General features: G+C 69.5%; 11 protein-coding genes. 4 read left to right on the forward strand and 7 right to left on the reverse strand.

From position 1 onward, the window contains the following. Positions 1 to 381: 381 nt before the first annotated feature. The 3 genes from H7F53_RS10995 to H7F53_RS11005 all read right to left on the reverse strand — a co-directional run bounded on the left by H7F53_RS10995 (position 382) and on the right by H7F53_RS11005 (position 5,162). Entirely contained in the window at positions 382 to 1,161 is a 780-nt protein-coding gene (locus H7F53_RS10995; protein WP_185679538.1) for a TSUP family transporter, read from the reverse strand. 66 nt (positions 1,162 to 1,227) lie between these two features. Beyond that, complete coding sequence (locus H7F53_RS11000; RefSeq protein ID WP_185679539.1) at positions 1,228 to 3,798, reverse strand: TonB-dependent receptor plug domain-containing protein; 2,571 nt, start codon at positions 3,796 to 3,798, stop codon at positions 1,228 to 1,230. A gap of 35 nt (positions 3,799 to 3,833) precedes the next feature. Next, positions 3,834 to 5,162, reverse strand: a complete 1,329-nt coding sequence (locus H7F53_RS11005) for a dicarboxylate/amino acid:cation symporter (RefSeq protein ID WP_185679540.1) — start codon at positions 5,160 to 5,162, stop codon at positions 3,834 to 3,836. 234 nt (positions 5,163 to 5,396) lie between these two features. Here H7F53_RS11005 and H7F53_RS11010 point away from each other — a divergent pair, with 234 nt between their 5' ends. Together H7F53_RS11010 and H7F53_RS11015 are read left to right on the forward strand one after the other, a co-directional pair. Next, complete coding sequence (locus H7F53_RS11010) at positions 5,397 to 7,112, forward strand: sensor histidine kinase (RefSeq protein WP_343062026.1); 1,716 nt, start codon at positions 5,397 to 5,399, stop codon at positions 7,110 to 7,112. After that, entirely contained in the window at positions 7,112 to 8,437 is a 1,326-nt protein-coding gene (locus tag H7F53_RS11015) for a sigma-54-dependent transcriptional regulator (protein WP_185679542.1), read from the forward strand. The genes H7F53_RS11010 and H7F53_RS11015 overlap by 1 nt, the downstream gene beginning before the upstream one ends. A gap of 33 nt (positions 8,438 to 8,470) precedes the next feature. Here the strand turns inward: H7F53_RS11015 and H7F53_RS11020 are convergent, their stop codons facing one another. Further along, entirely contained in the window at positions 8,471 to 9,364 is an 894-nt protein-coding gene (locus tag H7F53_RS11020) for a LysR family transcriptional regulator (protein WP_185679543.1), read from the reverse strand. Between the two features lie 104 nt (positions 9,365 to 9,468). Between H7F53_RS11020 and H7F53_RS11025 the strand changes: the two genes are divergently transcribed. Both H7F53_RS11025 and H7F53_RS11030 read left to right on the forward strand, forming a co-directional pair. Further along, entirely contained in the window at positions 9,469 to 10,248 is a 780-nt protein-coding gene (locus H7F53_RS11025) for a DODA-type extradiol aromatic ring-opening family dioxygenase (RefSeq protein ID WP_185679544.1), read from the forward strand. A gap of 28 nt (positions 10,249 to 10,276) precedes the next feature. Beyond that, a complete protein-coding gene (locus H7F53_RS11030) occupies positions 10,277 to 10,864 on the forward strand; it encodes an FMN-dependent NADH-azoreductase (protein ID WP_185679545.1) in 588 nt (195 codons plus the stop codon). Positions 10,865 to 10,887: 23 nt separating this feature from the next. Here H7F53_RS11030 and H7F53_RS11035 read toward each other — a convergent pair whose 3' ends face one another. The 3 genes from H7F53_RS11035 to H7F53_RS11045 are packed head-to-tail and all read right to left on the reverse strand — an operon-like array spanning position 10,888 to position 15,452. Then, positions 10,888 to 12,177: a spinster family MFS transporter gene (locus H7F53_RS11035; protein WP_185679546.1), complete on the reverse strand. Its 1,290-nt coding sequence runs from the start codon at positions 12,175 to 12,177 to the stop codon at positions 10,888 to 10,890. Next, positions 12,167 to 13,027, reverse strand: a complete 861-nt coding sequence (locus H7F53_RS11040) for an alpha/beta fold hydrolase (RefSeq protein WP_185679547.1) — start codon at positions 13,025 to 13,027, stop codon at positions 12,167 to 12,169. The genes H7F53_RS11035 and H7F53_RS11040 overlap by 11 nt, the downstream gene beginning before the upstream one ends. Before the next feature lie 55 nt (positions 13,028 to 13,082). Then, positions 13,083 to 15,452, reverse strand: coding sequence for a TonB-dependent receptor (locus H7F53_RS11045; RefSeq protein ID WP_185679548.1), 2,370 nt, complete (start codon positions 15,450 to 15,452; stop codon positions 13,083 to 13,085). Positions 15,453 to 15,479: the final 27 nt, after the last annotated feature.

Below are 15,479 nucleotides of genomic sequence, written 5' to 3' on the forward strand. Positions count from 1 at the left end.
GGTTGCACCAACCCTTTGCAAGGACTGGCGGGTCTGGTGAATGGTCGGTTGTTTCCCAAGCCCATGTCGAGGCCAAATCGACGTCGGCTATCTCGGCGCGGTCGGCTCTGGCGCTTAGGCTCATGCCAGCGACAAGTTTCGGCGTGAGCGAACACACAAGCGCCTGCTGCTGTAAGACTTAATCTGATCATCTTCAGACTTCGATGGAAAGGCTGGTACGCCGTCCAGTGCGGGCCCCCGCAACCAAAAAGACCTCAACACAAACACACCGCTTCAACCAGCCATTGCCCGCGGGCGAGGCGGGCCGTGATCTGCCGCTCATCGCGCACAAGCGGCGCGCCAGCACCGCTTCGTCGTCGACCCCGCGCGATTGCTCCGCGATCAGCCGCGCGCCAGCCAGGCCGCGGTGACGAGGCCGGTCGCGATCACCAGTGGGCGTAGCGCCCCGGTCGGCAGACGGTCCAGCAGCGTCGCCCCGGCCAGGCTGCCGATCAGGCCGCCGAAGCCCAGGGGCGCGATCAGCCGCCAGTCGAGCGGGGCAGCGCCAAGCAAGACCATCACCGCGCCGAGGTTGATCAGGGCTACGAGCACGTTCTTGAGTGCCGTGCCGGACCTGCCGCGCCAGTCCGCCGCGGCCAGCAGCGCCAGCAGGAGGAAGCTGTTGCCCCCGCCGAAATAGCCGCCGTAGACCGCCAGCACGGCCAGGACGGGAAGGACGGCAATGTCGCCGCGCGGTCCGCAGGCCGCTGATCGTTCCAGTCCGCAGCGCTCTCCGATTCGGCCGAACCATCCGCTGCCGGCATAGATCGCCGTGGCGGCCAGGATCAGCCAGGGAATCAGTCGGCGGAAGCCCACCGCGCCGGTCGCCAGCAGCAGCGCGGCGCCGCCCGCACCGCCGACCAGCGCTATCGCGATGGCGCACCAGACGCGGGTAGGGCCCAGTTGCGGCGGGATCAGCGGCAGGCCGCGCAATCCAGCCGCGATCTGCCCCGGGCTGAGCGCCACGGTGGAGATGATGCTGGCCAGCTTGGGATCGGTCCCCAGCGCGGTCAGTCCCGCCAGGGTGAGGATCGGGCCGCCGCCGGCCAGGGCGTTGATCGCCCCTGCCAGTCCGCCGACCAGGATCAGGCCAAGGCCGGGAGCGGGGGAGACCAGCGTCACTGCCAGCCTGCCAAAAAGGGAACCGGTGGCGCCGAGCAGAGTGCCACCGGTTCAGGCAGGGTGGGCCTAGAAGGTGAGATTGGCCGAGAGATAGTAGTAGGCGCCGTTGAAGCCGAACTGGCCGGCATTGCGGGTGTAGGGCGTCTGGCCGTTCGAATAGGACGCGGCCTCCCCGGTGAAGCCGTTGCGCCGGGCGTTCCACTTGTCGGGATAGGTGTCGAAGATGTTGTTGCCGCCGGCGGTCAGCGACAGCCGGTCGGAGACCCGGTAGGTCACGTTGAGGTCGAACAGCGCCTTGCCCGAGAAGGTCTGGACGCAGCGGTTCTGAGCATCGCAACGCACATTGCTGTCGGCCGCGCTGAGCCCGGTGCTGAACGCCTTGACCGCGCCGAAGTAACTGCCGCGCGCGCCCAGCGTGAAGGCCCCCACATCGAGGTTGGACGAGAACAGGATCTTGGTGCGCGGTTGGGCCACCTCGATCAGTTCGATCGCGGTCAGCCCGATCAGCGGGGCGGCCTGGTTGGCTGCGGTGGCTCCGGCGATCAGGGCGGCCGGCGTGGCGCGCTGACGCAGCACCTTCGTCGCGGCATGGGTGCCGGCCAGGGTAATGCTCAGGCGGTTGCCGTTGTCGAACGGGATACGGTAGGTCGCCACCACGTCGATCCCGCGGGTCCGGGTGTCGACCTGGTTGGTGAAGAAGCGGATCTCGCGCACGCCGGGGAACAGCGCCGCCACCGCGGGATAATTGGCGCTCAGGATGCCGTCGGTGATCGCGATGCGGTCCTTGATGTTGATCTGGAACGCGTCGATCGTGACGGTCAGCCGGTCGAAATCGCCGGTCAGGCCTGCGGCGAAGCTGTCGGAGATCTCGGCCTTGGGATCGGCGATGCCAAGTTGGGCCAGCCGCGGGTTGTCACTCGAGATCTGCTGGGTCTGCAGGATCAGGCCGTTCTGCACGGTCGAGGTGTTCACCCGGTTCCCCAGTTGCGCCAGCGACGGGGCGCGGAAGCCGCGGTTGTAGGAGGCGCGCAGGCCGAGGTTCTCGCTCAGCTTGAGGCGCCCGGCGAACTTGCCCGAGAGGTTGCCGCCGAAGTCGCTGTAGTTTTCGTAGCGCAGGGCCGCGGTGAGCAGCAGCCGTTCGGTTACATCGGCCTCGACGTCGATGAAGGCGCCGATGTTGCGGCGGCTGAGATCGTTCTCGTCCTGCGGGGCATAGCCTGGGCGGCCGTTGGTCGCCGGGGTCTTGCCCGAGGCGGTGAGCGGGCCGATCGCATAGGAGGCGGGATCGCCGCGGCGGACCTGGAAATTGTCGCGCCGCCACTGCGCGCCCATCGCGACGTTGAGCGAATCGAGGCCCAGCACCGAGCCGAAATCCTTGGACCCGGTGAATTCCACCACGTGCTGGGTGAAGGCGCTGCGGCCGATGTAGAACTCGGTCGGGCTGGCCGCGCCGAGCGAGGCGTTGACCGTATTGCTGGCCCACTGGTCGAGGTGATTGTGGCCCACCCCGTAACTGAGATCGAGGTCCCAGCCGGCGAGTTCGCCCTTGAGCCCGCCGTTGACTGACCAGTCGATCGACCGGCCCGGCAGGATCGGGACGTAGCCGTCCGGGTAGATCGTCAGGTTCGAGTTGGCGAAGGTGGCCGGGGCACGAAAGAACCCGAAGGCCCGGATGTCCTTGCGTGAATAGCCGCCGAACAGATAGGCGGTGACCGCATCGGACAGCGGCAGCTCGGAGTTGACGAAGGCCTGGTAGGTCCGGTTCTGGTTCTGGCCATAGTTGCCGACCACGAAGCTGCCCTGCGGATAGACCCCGCGATCGGCGCGGGGGTTGGCCGTGGTGTAGGGGAAGTTGGCGGTCGGCCCGGTGTAGTTTGTCGGCGTGGCGGGATAGAGCACCCCGTCGTAGGGGTCCGAACGGTTGGTCCCCTCGGTGTTGAAGTATTCCAGCGTGTAGTTCACGAAGCCGCCGTTCCCGCCCAGCTTGAAGCCCTGGCTCAGCATGGTGCGGATGGTGAAGCCGTCGCCCTCCTTGTTGAGCCCGCTGGTGATGTTGGCCGTGCCGCCCTCGCTGGCGTTGTTGAGCGTCAGGTTGATCACGCCGGCGATCGCGTCCGACCCGTATTGCGCCGCGGCGCCGTCGCGCAGCACCTCGATCCGCTGGACCGCGCCGCTGGGGATCGCGTTGAGGTCGGACACCACCGTGCCGAGACCGGGCGAGACATTGAGGTTGAGCGCCGAGAACTGGTGCCGCCGCTTGCCATTGACCAGCAGCAGCACCTGGTCGGGCGACATCCCGCGCAGCGAGGCGGGATCGGCGAAGTTGGTCGCGCCGTTCACGCCGAACTTGGTCGAGTTGAACGAGGGCGAGGTGAACTGCACCTGCTGGCCGAGGTCGACCTGCCCGGTGCTGCGCAGCTCGGCGCCCGAGACCACGTCGACGGCGACCGGTCGTTCGACATCCGTGCGGGGCTTGCCGCGCGAACCGATCACGGTGATGGCCGCCGCACCCGGATCGCCGGCCTCGGCGGTGTCGGCTGCCGGGCTGGCCTCCTGGGCCCAGCCCGCGGTCGGGGCGAGCAGCGCCGCCAGCGAGACGCCCAGCAGCGCCCGGCGGATGGTCTTGTCCTTGGTCATGTCCTTACCTCCCGTTTTTCTTGCTTTGTGCAGTCTCATTCGGCCGGACTGGGCGCGCCGGTAGGCATTGGCTCCAGGGGCTCCAGGGGCTCCGGTGGTGCTCCGGCCAGCGCCGCGGCGAGGCGGGAGCGGTCCAGCGCCTGCTCCCAGCCTGCCACGACGATCGCGGCTACAGCATTGCCGATACAGTTGGTCAGCGCGCGGCACTCGCTCATGAACCGATCGACCCCGAGGATCAGGGCCATGCCGGCGACTGGCACCGCCGGGGTGATCGACAGGGTCGCGGCGAGGGTGATGAACCCCGCGCCGGTCACCCCGGCGGCGCCCTTGGAACTGATCATCGCGACCAGCAGCAGCGCGATCTGGTCCCCCAGCGACAGGTCCACCCCGGTGGCCTGGGCGATGAACAGCGCGGCCAGGGTCATGTAGATGTTGGTCCCGTCGAGGTTGAACGAATAGCCGGTCGGGATGACCATGCCGACGACCGGCTTGGCGCAGCCGGCCTGTTCGAGCTTCTGCATCAGCGCGGGTAGGGCGGCCTCCGAGGATGAGGTCCCCAGGACCAGCAGCAGTTCTTCCTTGAGATAACGGATCAGGGCGAAGACCGAGAAGCCGGCGAGGCGGGCGATCGTGCCCAGCACGACGACGACGAACAACGCCGAGGTGAGATAGAAGGTGGCGACGAGCTGCCCGAGGTTGAGCAGCGCCTGCGGACCATACTTCCCGACGGTAAAGGCCATCGCCCCGAAGGCCCCCAGCGGCGCGGCCCGCATCAGGATGGCGACGAGGCGGAAGACCACGCGGCTCAGCCGCTCGGCCCCGGCGAGGATCGGTGCCGCGTCGGGGCCGCTGGTGGCCAGGGCCAGGCCGAACAGGATGGCCACGAGCAGGACCTGCAGGATCGATCCGTCGGTGAGCGCGGAGAGCGCCGTGGTGGGTATGATCGCGAGCAGGAAGCCGGGAATGGTCGCCTCGTGCGCCTTGGCCGTGAAATCCTTGACCGCCCCGGCATCGAGGCTGGCCGGATCGATGTTCATGCCCGCCCCGGGCTGGACCAGGTTGGCGACGATCAGTCCGACGACCAGCGCCAGCGAGGAGACGGCGAGGAAGTAGCCAAAGGCCCGTCCGGCCACCCGCCCGATCTGGGACGCATGCTGCAGGCCCCCGATCCCGGTGACGATCGTCAGGAATATCACCGGCGCGATGATCATCTTGACCAGCTTCACGAAGCCTTCGCCCAGCGGCTGCAGCCGGGCGCCGAACTCGGGCCAGACCAGCCCGATCGCGATCCCCGCGGCAATGGCCACAAGCACCTGGGCATAGAGCCCGCGATACCACCGCGTACCGGCCGCTGGGCTCGTCATCTCGGCGGCTGGGTGGTCCATGCGGTTCGCGTCATCCCCTCGGCGGTCGCTCTGGTGGGACCGCGCAGGGCAGCAGGATGCGCAGGACGCGGAGAACCGCCAAGTCCACGCGTACCGAAATAATAATCACCAAAATCATACACATGGCAGATGGCGACGGGAAACATTGGGCATTTTTCGACACAGACATGAATGGGATGTGCAGAATTCTGCACAATGGGGTATGGCTGCGGCGTGGTAAGGCATACGGGCAAGATCGCGATCATCGCCGCGCTGGTCTGCGCGCTGGCCATTGCCCTGGTGGCCGGAAGCGTGGCGCGCCGGGTCGCGCTGGCCCGGTTCGAGGCACGCACCCTCGCCGACGTCCGGCTGCGTCAGGCCCTGCTGGCCAGCGAGATTGCCCGGTTCCGCCTGCTGCCCCGCGCGCTTGCCGACGACCGCGACGTGGTCGCGGCGCTGCAATCGCCCACCGCGTCGGCCCAGCGCCGCCTCAACCCCAAGCTCGAGCGGCTGGCGCGCGAGCTGGGCGCCCCGGTGATCTACGTGATCGACCGCAATGGCACGACCGTAGGCGCGAGCAACTGGCGCGAGCCCAACAGCTTCGTCGGCCAGGCCTATGGCTTCCGGCCCTACTTCCGCGATGCCCGGCGCGCAGGGACGGGTGAGCAGTTCGCGCTCGGCAGTGTCAGCCGCAAGCCGGGGCTCTACCTGGCGACCCGTTCGGTCGAGGACGGGGTGGTGGTGGTCAAGCTCGAGTTCGACCTCGTCGAGGCCCAGTGGCGCGCCGCCGAGGGGATCACCTATGTGACCGACCGCAATGGGGTCATTCTTGTCTCCAGCCGGCCACAATGGCGGTTTGCCGCCACCCGGCCGCTCTCGGAGCGGGTGCGCCGGGCCGAGGAGGAGACCAGCGGGGTGAGCGCAATTGCCCGGGTGCCCTATCGCGTGCTGGGGGGCAACCAGGTCGTGCCGGTCGGCGAGGACCGCCGCTACCTGGTCGCTGCCACGCCGCCCGATGCCTCGGGCTGGCAGGTGAACCTCGCGCTGCCGCTCCAGCCGACGGTTGATGCCGCAGTGCGGATGACCCAGCTGATCGCCGGGCTGGTCGCCTGCGTGCTGTTCGGCATGGCCGCCGTGCTGGTCGAACGTGGACGGCAGCGGCGCAGCCGTACCGCCCAGCTCGAGGCCGCCGTGGCCGAACGCACCGCCGAGCTGCGCAGCGAGATCGCCGACCGGATCGGCGCCGAGCAGCGCGCCGCCGAACTGCGCGAGGGTCTGCGGCAGGCCAACCGGCTGGCCACGCTCGGCCAGGTCACCGCCAGCGTCGCCCATGAGACCGCCCAGCCCGTGGCAGCGATCCGCAACTATGCCGCAGCCACCGGCCTCCTGCTCGACCGCGGCGAGGAGCAGGAGGCCCGCGCCAATCTTGCCGCGATCGCGCGGCTGGCCGACCGCATCGGCGCCGTGACCGCGCACCTTCGCGGTTTCGCGCGCAAGTCGGCCACCGGCAGCGAGGCGGTCTCGCTCGATGAGGTGCTCGACGGGGCCAGGCTGATCCTGAAGGAGCAGCTGTCGCCGATCGCGCTGCGGATTTGCTGCGCCGAGCTTGGGCTGAGGGTGCGCGGCGAGCGCGTCCGGCTCGAGCAGGTCATCGTCAACCTGCTGCAGAATGCCGCAGAGGCCCTGAAGGGGCGGGCCGATCCGGCGATCGACCTGACGATTGCGGCCGAGCCCGGCCGGGTGCTCCTGCAGCTGCGCGACAACGGGCCCGGGATCGACCCGGCGATCGCGCCGCAGCTGTTCACCCCCTTCGTCACCAGCCGTGCCGCCGGGCTCGGGCTCGGCCTGGTCATCGCCAAGGATATCGTCGAGGAATTCGGCGGGACCCTGACGCTCGCGAACACCGCCAGCGGCGCCGGGTTCGATGTCGCGCTGGTCCGGGTGGCCTGATGTCTGCCCCCGCCCCCAACCGTGTCGCCCTGGTCGAGGATGATGAGGACCTGCGCCGGTCGACCGCCCAGTTCCTGCGGCTGGGCGGGTGCGATGTCGTCGCCTTCGGCAGCCCGGCCGATGCCCTGGCCGCGCTGGACGACGCCTGGGACGGGGTGGTCGTTGCCGACGTGCGGATGCCGGGGATGACCGGGATCGAGCTGTTTCGCCGGTTGCGTGAGAAGGATGCCGAGCTGCCGGTGATCCTCATCACCGGCCACGGCGACGTGGCCATGGCGGTCGACATGCTCAAGGCCGGAGCCTGGGACTTCCTGACCAAACCCTTCGCCCCCGAGGCGTTGCTGGCGGCGGTCGAACGGGCCCAGCGCGCCCGCACGCTGGTGCTCGACAACCGCCGGCTCAAGGCCGAAGCGCTGTCCGACTACTCCTCGGTCCTGATCGGCAATTCTGCTTCGATCTCTCGATTGCGAGCAATGATCCCGGCGCTGGCCGACAGCGATCTCGACATCCTGATTGAAGGCGAGACCGGCACCGGCAAGGAGCTGTTCGCCCGCCTGCTGCACCGCGCCGGCAAGCGGCGGCGCTATCGCTGCCTGTCGGTCAGCTGCGCCAGCCTGCCCGATGCGCTGGAGGACGAGCTGTTTGGCCCCGGCGGCCCCTCCAGCATGCTCGCGGCCAACCGCGGCACTCTCATCCTCGATGATCTCGATCTGGCCTCGGCCCGATTGCAGGGCCGGCTGGTCCAGGCGACCGAGGAGCGGGTGCTGCGCCCCGCCGGGAGCAAGGACCCGATCCCGCTCGATCTGCGGATCGTCGCCACCGCCGGCACCACCCAGGGGCCGGCCCAGGCGGGGATCCTGCCCGCGCTGCTGTACCGGATCGCCGCGGTGCGGCTGTTCATGCCGCCACTGCGCGAGCGGCGCGAGGACATACCGATGCTGTTCGCCCACCATGTCGGCCTGATCACCGCGCGCCTGCGCCAGCCGATCCCGCCGATGACCGCGGCCGTCCGCGACTATCTCCACGATCATGACTGGCCCGGCAACGTGCGCGAACTGGTCCACTACGCCGAACGGTTCGTGCTCGGCCTGATCGAAACCGGGCCGCCCGCCGCGGTCGAGGCGGTCCGCCCGTCGCTGACCGCGCGGCTCGAGACCTACGAGCGCCAGGCCATCGTCGAGGCGGTGCTGGCTGCCGATGGCGAGGTCGGCAAGGCGATTGCCAGCCTCGGCCTGCCGCGCAAGACCTTCTACTACCGCGTCAACAAGCTGGGGATCGATCTTGCCGCGCTGCGCCAGGCCCGGCGGCCGCGCGGCCCGAGCTGACCTTCGCCAGAACGCCAGCCGGCCTGGCCCTCCTCACTGGCCCTGCCAGGCGGCGCGGGTCGCGGCGAAAGCGGTTTCGAGCGCGTCGATCACCGCCCGGATCCGCGGCATGTGGCGCAGGTCCTCGTGCACCCCCAGCCAGATCTCGCGCAGCGGGGCGGCGCCCGGGCTGGTCAGGCGGACCAGCCCGGGCTCGCCATCGGCCAGCGCGCAGGGCAGGCATCCGAGGCCCAACCCGGCGCGCACGGCGGCCAGCTGGCCGTTGCGGTTGTTGGTGCGCACGGCCTTGCGCGCGCGCGGGAGCTGCTCCTCGAACCAGCGCACCTCGGTCAGGTGGGCCTGGTCCTCGAGCACGGTGACCAGGCTGTGCTCCCCGGACTCGCTGTCCGGCGCCAGCGGATCACCATGCCGGGCAAGGTAGTCTTCGCTGGCATAGATCGCCAGCGCCGCCACCGTCATGCGTCGGCTGACCAGATCGGCGCCCTCGAACCGGGTCATGCGGATGGCAATGTCTGCCTCGCGACGCGACAGGTTGAACGAGCGTGGATCGCTCAGCACGTCGATGGTGATGCCGGGGTAGCGAGCATGCAGCGCAGCGATCGCGGGGGGCACCAGCCGCTCGGCGATCACCTCGACGGTGGTCAGCCGCACCACGCCCGAAAGGGCCACGTCGCGGCCCTGGACCGCGCGCTCGACCGCGATCGCCTCGGCCTCCATCCGCTCGGCATTGCCGAGCACGGCCTCGCCCAGTGCGGTCATCTCGTAGCCGCGCGGCGTCCGCTGGAGCAGACGGGCTCCGGCCCGTGCCTCAAGCGCCTCGAGCCGGCGGCTCATCGTCGACTGCCGGACCCCCAGCTCGCGCGCAGCGCCCGAGAGGCTGCGCGCCCGGGCAATCGCGAGAAAGCTGCGCACGTCGTCCCAGTCCATAGGCTTATCCGTTTTCGCATGGATGTTCTGCAAAATTAGCGAATATCCATGCGTCTGTCATCGGAATAGCTCAAGTCCGTCCCGTTGATCCGCCGGAGCCTGCCATGCAGCCCACGCTATATCTCTCGCATGGCTCGCCCATGCTGCTGCTGCAGGACAGCCCGGCGCGCCGGTTCCTGGCAGACCTGGCCGGCGCGCTCGCGCGGCCTGCGGCGATCGTCGTGGTTTCGGCGCATTGGGAGACCGCCGTGCCGTCGGTCAGCGCGAATGCGGTCAATGCCACGATCCATGACTTCTCGGGGTTTCCGGCCCCGCTCTATGATCTGCGCTATCCCGCCCCCGGGGCGCCGGACCTGGCCGAGCGCATCGCCGACCTGATCGGCGCCGCCGGCCTGCGCGCCCACGTTGCCGCGGGGCGCGGGCTCGATCACGGGGCCTGGGTGCCGCTCCTGCTGGCCTGGCCCGATCACGCGATCCCGGTGCTGCAGCTTTCCGTCCAGAGCGCGCTGGGCCCGGGCCACCACCTCCAGCTCGGCCAGGCGCTGAGGGCCCTGCGCCGCGAGAACGTGCTGGTGCTCGGCTCGGGCAGCTTCACCCACAACCTTGGTGCCTTGCAGCGCGGGGCCGGGCCCGAGACCGCGCCGCCCGACTGGGTGCGCGACTTCGCCGACTGGATGGATGCGGCGATCCTCGGCGGGCGCACCTGCGACCTGCTGTCCTACCGCCGGCTCGCGCCGCATGCCGCCGCCAACCATCCCACCGACGAGCACCTGCTGCCGCTGTTCGTGGCGCTGGGGGCGGCCGGCCCTGGCGCCACGGCCACCCGTCTGCACCAGTCCACCGACCTGGGGGTGCTGCGCATGGATTCCTATCGCTTCGATTGACCCTCCCTCATCAGAAAGGACCCCGACCATGACCAAGATTCTCGTACTGCGCACCGCCGCGACCGGCGCCGCCTCGGTCAGCAACGCGCTGATCGACGCCTACCTTGCCGCCCATCCCGGGGCCGAGGTGGTCGAGCGCGATCTCGACGCCGACCCCGTGCCGCATGTAACCTCGGCCAGCCTTGCCGGGATCGGCCGCGCTGCGCCCGAAGGTGCCGAGTTCGCTGCAGCCCGCGCGCTGCAGGACCAGCTGATCGGCGAGGTTTTCGCGGCCGACCTGCTGCTGATCGGCCTGCCGCTGTACAACTTCGGCATGCCCTCGACGCTCAAGGCCTGGTTTGATTACGTCGCCCGTGCCGGAACGACGTTCCACTACACGGCAACGGGACCGGAAGGTCTGGTCAAGGGCAAGCGGGCGATCCTCGCCCAGTCGCGCGCCGGCAAGTACGATGATGCCGCCGGGTTCCCCTTCGCCGTCGCTCACGCGAAGGGCCTGCTCGGCTTCATCGGCGTGACCGACGTGACCGTGGTGACCGCCGAGGGCCTGGCCTTCGGGCCCGAGGCAGCCGAGGCGGCGATCACCGCGGCCAAGGCGGAAATCGCCGCGCTCGCCTGAGCCGCAACCCGCGCCGCCGCCGCTCAGTCGGCGGCGGCGTCCGCGACCCAGTCCTGCGGCAGCTTGCGTCCGGCGAGAGCCAGCAGGGCGGCGCTGACCAGATAGAGCGCCAGTCCGCAGAGCATCGAGTAGCGCAGCGATTCGGCGCCGTAGACCGGGGCCAGCGCACGCGACAGGGCGCCCAGCGCATAGATCCCGCCGCCCAGTCCGATCAGGTTGTTGATCAGCAGGAAACAGGCCGAGGCCGTGGCCCGCTCGGCCGGGCGGACGAGATGCTGGACCGCCGAGAGCACCGGGCCGAGCCAGACATAGGCCAGGGCCTGTGGCACCAGAAACAGGACGAAGGCGAGCATCGTGCTCGAGGTGTAGAGCCCAGCGCCGTAGAGCGGTGTGGCGGCCACGAAGGCCATCGCTGGCACCCAGGCGAAGTAGCCGCGGTGGCGCTGTCCGAGGCGGTCGGCGATCCACCCGCCGAGCAGCATGCCGGCGGTCCCGCCGAGCAGCAGGATCGCCCCGATGAACCAGGCGGTCTCGATCAGGGTGAGCCCGAAGGAGCGCTGCAGCAAGGACGGCAGCCAGAAGGCAACCCCGTAGCCGAGCATCGAGCTGGCCGCTGCGCCGAAGGAGAGAAGCCAGAACGAGGGCTTGCGCGCGAGCCCGCTGGCCACGCGGCGGAAGCCCGGGGCGGCGACGCCTTCCGGAGTGGGCCGCGGACGGACGGGATCGCGGACCACCAGCTTGAACAGGGGGGCGAGCACCAGTCCGGCACAGCCCACCGCCAGGAAGGCGGCGCGCCAGTCGACCCGGGTGGCGATGTAGCCGCCGGCCAGGACGCCCAGCGCCGAGCCGAGCGGAATGCCGAGCGAATAGATCGACAGCGCGAAGGCGCGGCGCTCGGAGGGGAAATGGTCGGCGATCACGGCATAGGACGGCGCCACCCCGCCGGCCTCGCCGATCCCCACGCCGAGCCGCGCGAGGAAGATCTGCCAGAAACCCTGGGCCAGACCGCACAGCGCGGTGAACAGGCTCCACAGCGCCAGCGCACCGGTTATCACCCAGGAGCGGCTGGTGCGATCGGCAAGCCAGGCCAGTGGTACGCCCAGGGTTGAGTAAAGCAGGGCGAAGGCTAGTCCGCCAAGCAGGCCCATCTGCGCATCGTCCAGCCCCAGTTCGGCCTGGATCGGGGCGGCGAGGATCGAGAGGATCTGGCGGTCGACGAAGTTGAACACGTAGACCGCCAGCAGCATGGCCAGCACTAGCCCGGGACGCGTCGGCGCCCGGGGCGGCGCGCCGGGCGCGGGGTCAACCGGCATGCGCCGCGAGGAACAGGCGCAGCGGCTCCAGTGCCGCCGGTTCGTCAAGGATCGGGGCATGGCCCACGCGCGGCACCTCGGCTTGCTGGAACACGCCGGGATGGCGTCGGCCCATTTCTGCCACCGTCTCACGCGAGAGCAAGTCCGACAGCGCGCCGCGGATCACTAGCACCGGCGTCTCGGCAAGCCCGTCCCACAGCGGCCATAGATCCGGCGGCACGGTGCTCGGCTGGGCTCCGCGGATGCCCTGGGCGATCTGCGGATCGTAGGCGAAGGCGATGGTGCCGTCCGACGTCACGGTGCAGGTGCGGCGGGCGAAGGCCAGCCACTCGTTCGGGCCGAAATCGGGAAAGGCCGCGGCGTTGATCGCGCGGCAGCGCGCCGCCGCCTCGTCCCAGCTGGCGATCGGCCCGCCCGGTCCGACATAGCCCTGGATCCGCGCGATCCCCGCCGGATCGAGTACCGGGCCCACATCGTTGAGTACCATGCACCGCAGCGCACCTGGCCGCAGCGCGGCCATAACCATCGCGATCAGCCCACCCATCGAGGTGCCGACCACACCGACCACGCCATGGCCCAGACCGTCGAGCAGGGCGAACATGTCGGCGGCGTAGACGTCGGGGCGGTAACGGGCCGGGTCGGGATCCCAGGCGGACAGGCCGCGGCCGCGCTGGTCGGGCACGATCAGCCGGTAATGGCCGTCCAGCGCTGCGGCGAGAGGCTCGAAATCGGCGGCGTTGCGCGTCAGCCCGTGCATCAGCAGCAGCGGCGGACCCTCACCGGGATAAAGCCGCGCAGCCAGGTCGAGCTGCCCGCAGGCGCTGCGGTAGCGATGGACGCGGTAGTCCATGGGGATCTCCCGTGGCGCCGGGCGGAGACCAGTATCTCCGCCCGGCCTGACCTGGTCAGAACTGCAGCGTCGCCGTGGCGAAGACCTGCCGCGGATTGCCGTAGAAGGCGGTCAGCGTGCCCTCGCGTCCGAGCGAGGCGATCGGCAGACCGTTGCCACCGAGGACCGGGACGCCGGTGGTCGCATTGGCGGCGATGAAGGTGTAGCCCGAGGTCTTGTACCTCTGGTCCAGCAGGTTGCGGCCATAGATCCCGAGGCTCCAGCGTCCGCCCGGGGCGGTATAGACCGCGCTGGCATCCCACAGCGCGAAGCGCGGCTGGTCGATGTAGGGGTTGGGGATCTCGAACTGATAGGTCTTCGAGCGGTAGGAGACAGTGGTGCCGAGGTTGAGCCGGCCCTCGCCCAGCGGGGTCTCGTAGGCAAGGGTGCTGCTCCAGGTCCAGCGTGGAGTGTTCTGGACCTTGCGGAAGGCGGCCACGTCGGTCGGCTGGCCTGCCACCAGCGTGATGTACTGCAGGAACTTGGCATCGATGTAGCCGAAGGTGCCCGACAGACTGAGCCGATCGCCCGGCGACAGCAGGTCCCGGCCGAGCCGGGCCGTGCCCTCGGCCTCGACGCCCTTGAAGCGGGCCTTGCCGGCGTTCGACACCACGCCGCAGAAGCTGGGCAGATTGCCGACGGTGCAGGCGACCGAGCCCGGGATCTGGACGTCGGTGTAGTCGGCATAGAAGCCGGCGAGGGCGATGTAGAGCCCGCCGTCGAACAGGTTGCCCTTGTAGCCGACCTCGTAGCTGTCGACCTTTTCCGGCCGGAAGCTGAGGAAGCGGGCGATCTCGTCCTGCGAGCGGGTCCCGTCGTTGTTGAGGTCGGGGGCATTCACGCCCACCCCGCGCGGATCGAACCCGCCGCCCTTGAAGCCCTGTGAATAGGACACGTAGAGGTTGTGATCGCGGTTGGGCCTGAAGCTGAGCGAGGCGCGGGGGGTGAACTTGCGGAACACGGAGCGCCCGGTGAAGTTGGTGCTTGGTGCGCCGAAGGCCACACCGGCGCCGCCGAACACCGGGGATCCGCCGCCGAGGTAGTTCTGTCGCAGGATGTTGGCCCGCCGCTCGTCCGAGGTGTAGCGGCCGCCGACCGACAGGCTGACCTGCTCGGTCACGTCGTAGGTGAAATCGCCGAAGACCGCCCAGGTCTCGGTATCGACATTGGCCTGGGTGAAGGCGGTAAGCCCGGCGAGGGTGGTGAACAGGCGCACGTCGAACTGCGTGTCGGCCTTGGCCCCGAGGTAGTAGGCGCCGAGCAGGCCCTTGAGCGGCCCGTCGTCATACAGCACCTGGAATTCCTGGCTGACCTGCTCGTTCCGGTAGATTCCGGGCACGTCGACGTCGCTTGCCGGGAGCGCGTCGAAATCGATCGGGGTACGGCTGACGTCGCGGCGCCAGGCGCTGATCGACCGCAGCGTGATCGCCTCGCTGAGCTCGGCGGACGCGTTGATGGCGAAGCCGCCAGCCTCGATGTCCTGTCGCGGATCGTTCAGTCCGCCACGCGTGTCGAACACGTTGGGCAGGACCGGGGCGCCCGAAAGCAGACCGGGGATGAGCCGGGTGCCGCCCCGCGGATTGGACTTGTCGCGCGTGTAGTCGCCCGAGAAGCGCACCAGCACGGGCTGACCATTGCCGCCCAGCTCGAGCGTGGCGCGACCGGCCCAGATGTTCTTGTCGTAGTTGTCCAGCCCGGTGGTCAGGTTCTTGCCGAACCCGTCGCGCCGCAGCCGGGCGAGCGAGCCGCCGACGCGGATCAGGTCCGAGACCGGGGCCGAGGCCGTTATCACCGCTTCTGCCTGGTTGTAGGTGCCGTAGGTTGCCCGGATGCGCAGCGAAGGCGTGTCGGGCAGCATCTTGGTCACGTACTTCAACGCACCGCCGATGGTGTTGCGGCCATAGAGCGTGCCCTGCGGGCCGCGCAGCACCTCGATCCGCTCGACGTCGTAGATATCGAGCACCGCCGCCTGCGGACGGTTGAGGTAGACGTCGTCAAGATAGATGCCGACGCCCTGCTCGAAGCCCGAGACCGGATCCTGCTGGCCGATGCCGCGGATAAAGGCCGAGAGGGTCGAGTTGGTCCCGCGGGACGGCTCCAGCGTGACGTTGGGTGCGACCTGCGCGAGGTCGGTGATGTCGAGCGCGCCGCTGCGGGCAAGCTGGTCGGCGCTGAAGCTGGTCAGCGCGATCGGCACTTCGACCAGCCGCTCCTCGCGGCGGCGGGCGGTGACGACGATCGCGCCGTCGCCGTCGTCGGCAGCCGCGGCCGGCGCGGGCTGATCCTGCGCCGCGGCCGGAGTGGCCAGGACGCCTGGGGCGGCGACGAGCAGCGTGGCCAATGCCAGCGCGCTCGGACGATTGGCAGAAATGCGTGCCTTGAACATCCCTATGCTCCCATCTGAACCTTATGG

It is taken from the genome of Novosphingobium piscinae, assembly GCF_014230355.1.
Classification (GTDB): Bacteria; Pseudomonadota; Alphaproteobacteria; order Sphingomonadales; family Sphingomonadaceae; genus Novosphingobium; species Novosphingobium piscinae.

Bases quoted from the DNA above. Each gene is read 5' to 3' on its own strand.
- H7F53_RS11040 (WP_185679547.1), bottom strand. From the start codon at position 13,027: ATGGACTACCGCGTCCATCGCTACCGCAGCGCCTGCGGGCAGCTCGAC.
- H7F53_RS11025 (WP_185679544.1), top strand. From the start codon at position 9,469: ATGCAGCCCACGCTATATCTCTCGCATGGCTCGCCCATGCTGCTGCTG.
- H7F53_RS11000 (WP_185679539.1), bottom strand. From the start codon at position 3,798: ATGACCAAGGACAAGACCATCCGCCGGGCGCTGCTGGGCGTCTCGCTG.
- H7F53_RS11005 (WP_185679540.1), bottom strand. From the start codon at position 5,162: ATGACGAGCCCAGCGGCCGGTACGCGGTGGTATCGCGGGCTCTATGCC.
- H7F53_RS11015 (WP_185679542.1), top strand. From the start codon at position 7,112: ATGTCTGCCCCCGCCCCCAACCGTGTCGCCCTGGTCGAGGATGATGAG.
- H7F53_RS11045 (WP_185679548.1), bottom strand. From the start codon at position 15,452: ATGTTCAAGGCACGCATTTCTGCCAATCGTCCGAGCGCGCTGGCATTG.
- H7F53_RS11030 (WP_185679545.1), top strand. From the start codon at position 10,277: ATGACCAAGATTCTCGTACTGCGCACCGCCGCGACCGGCGCCGCCTCG.
- H7F53_RS11035 (WP_185679546.1), bottom strand. From the start codon at position 12,177: ATGCCGGTTGACCCCGCGCCCGGCGCGCCGCCCCGGGCGCCGACGCGT.
- H7F53_RS11020 (WP_185679543.1), bottom strand. From the start codon at position 9,364: ATGGACTGGGACGACGTGCGCAGCTTTCTCGCGATTGCCCGGGCGCGC.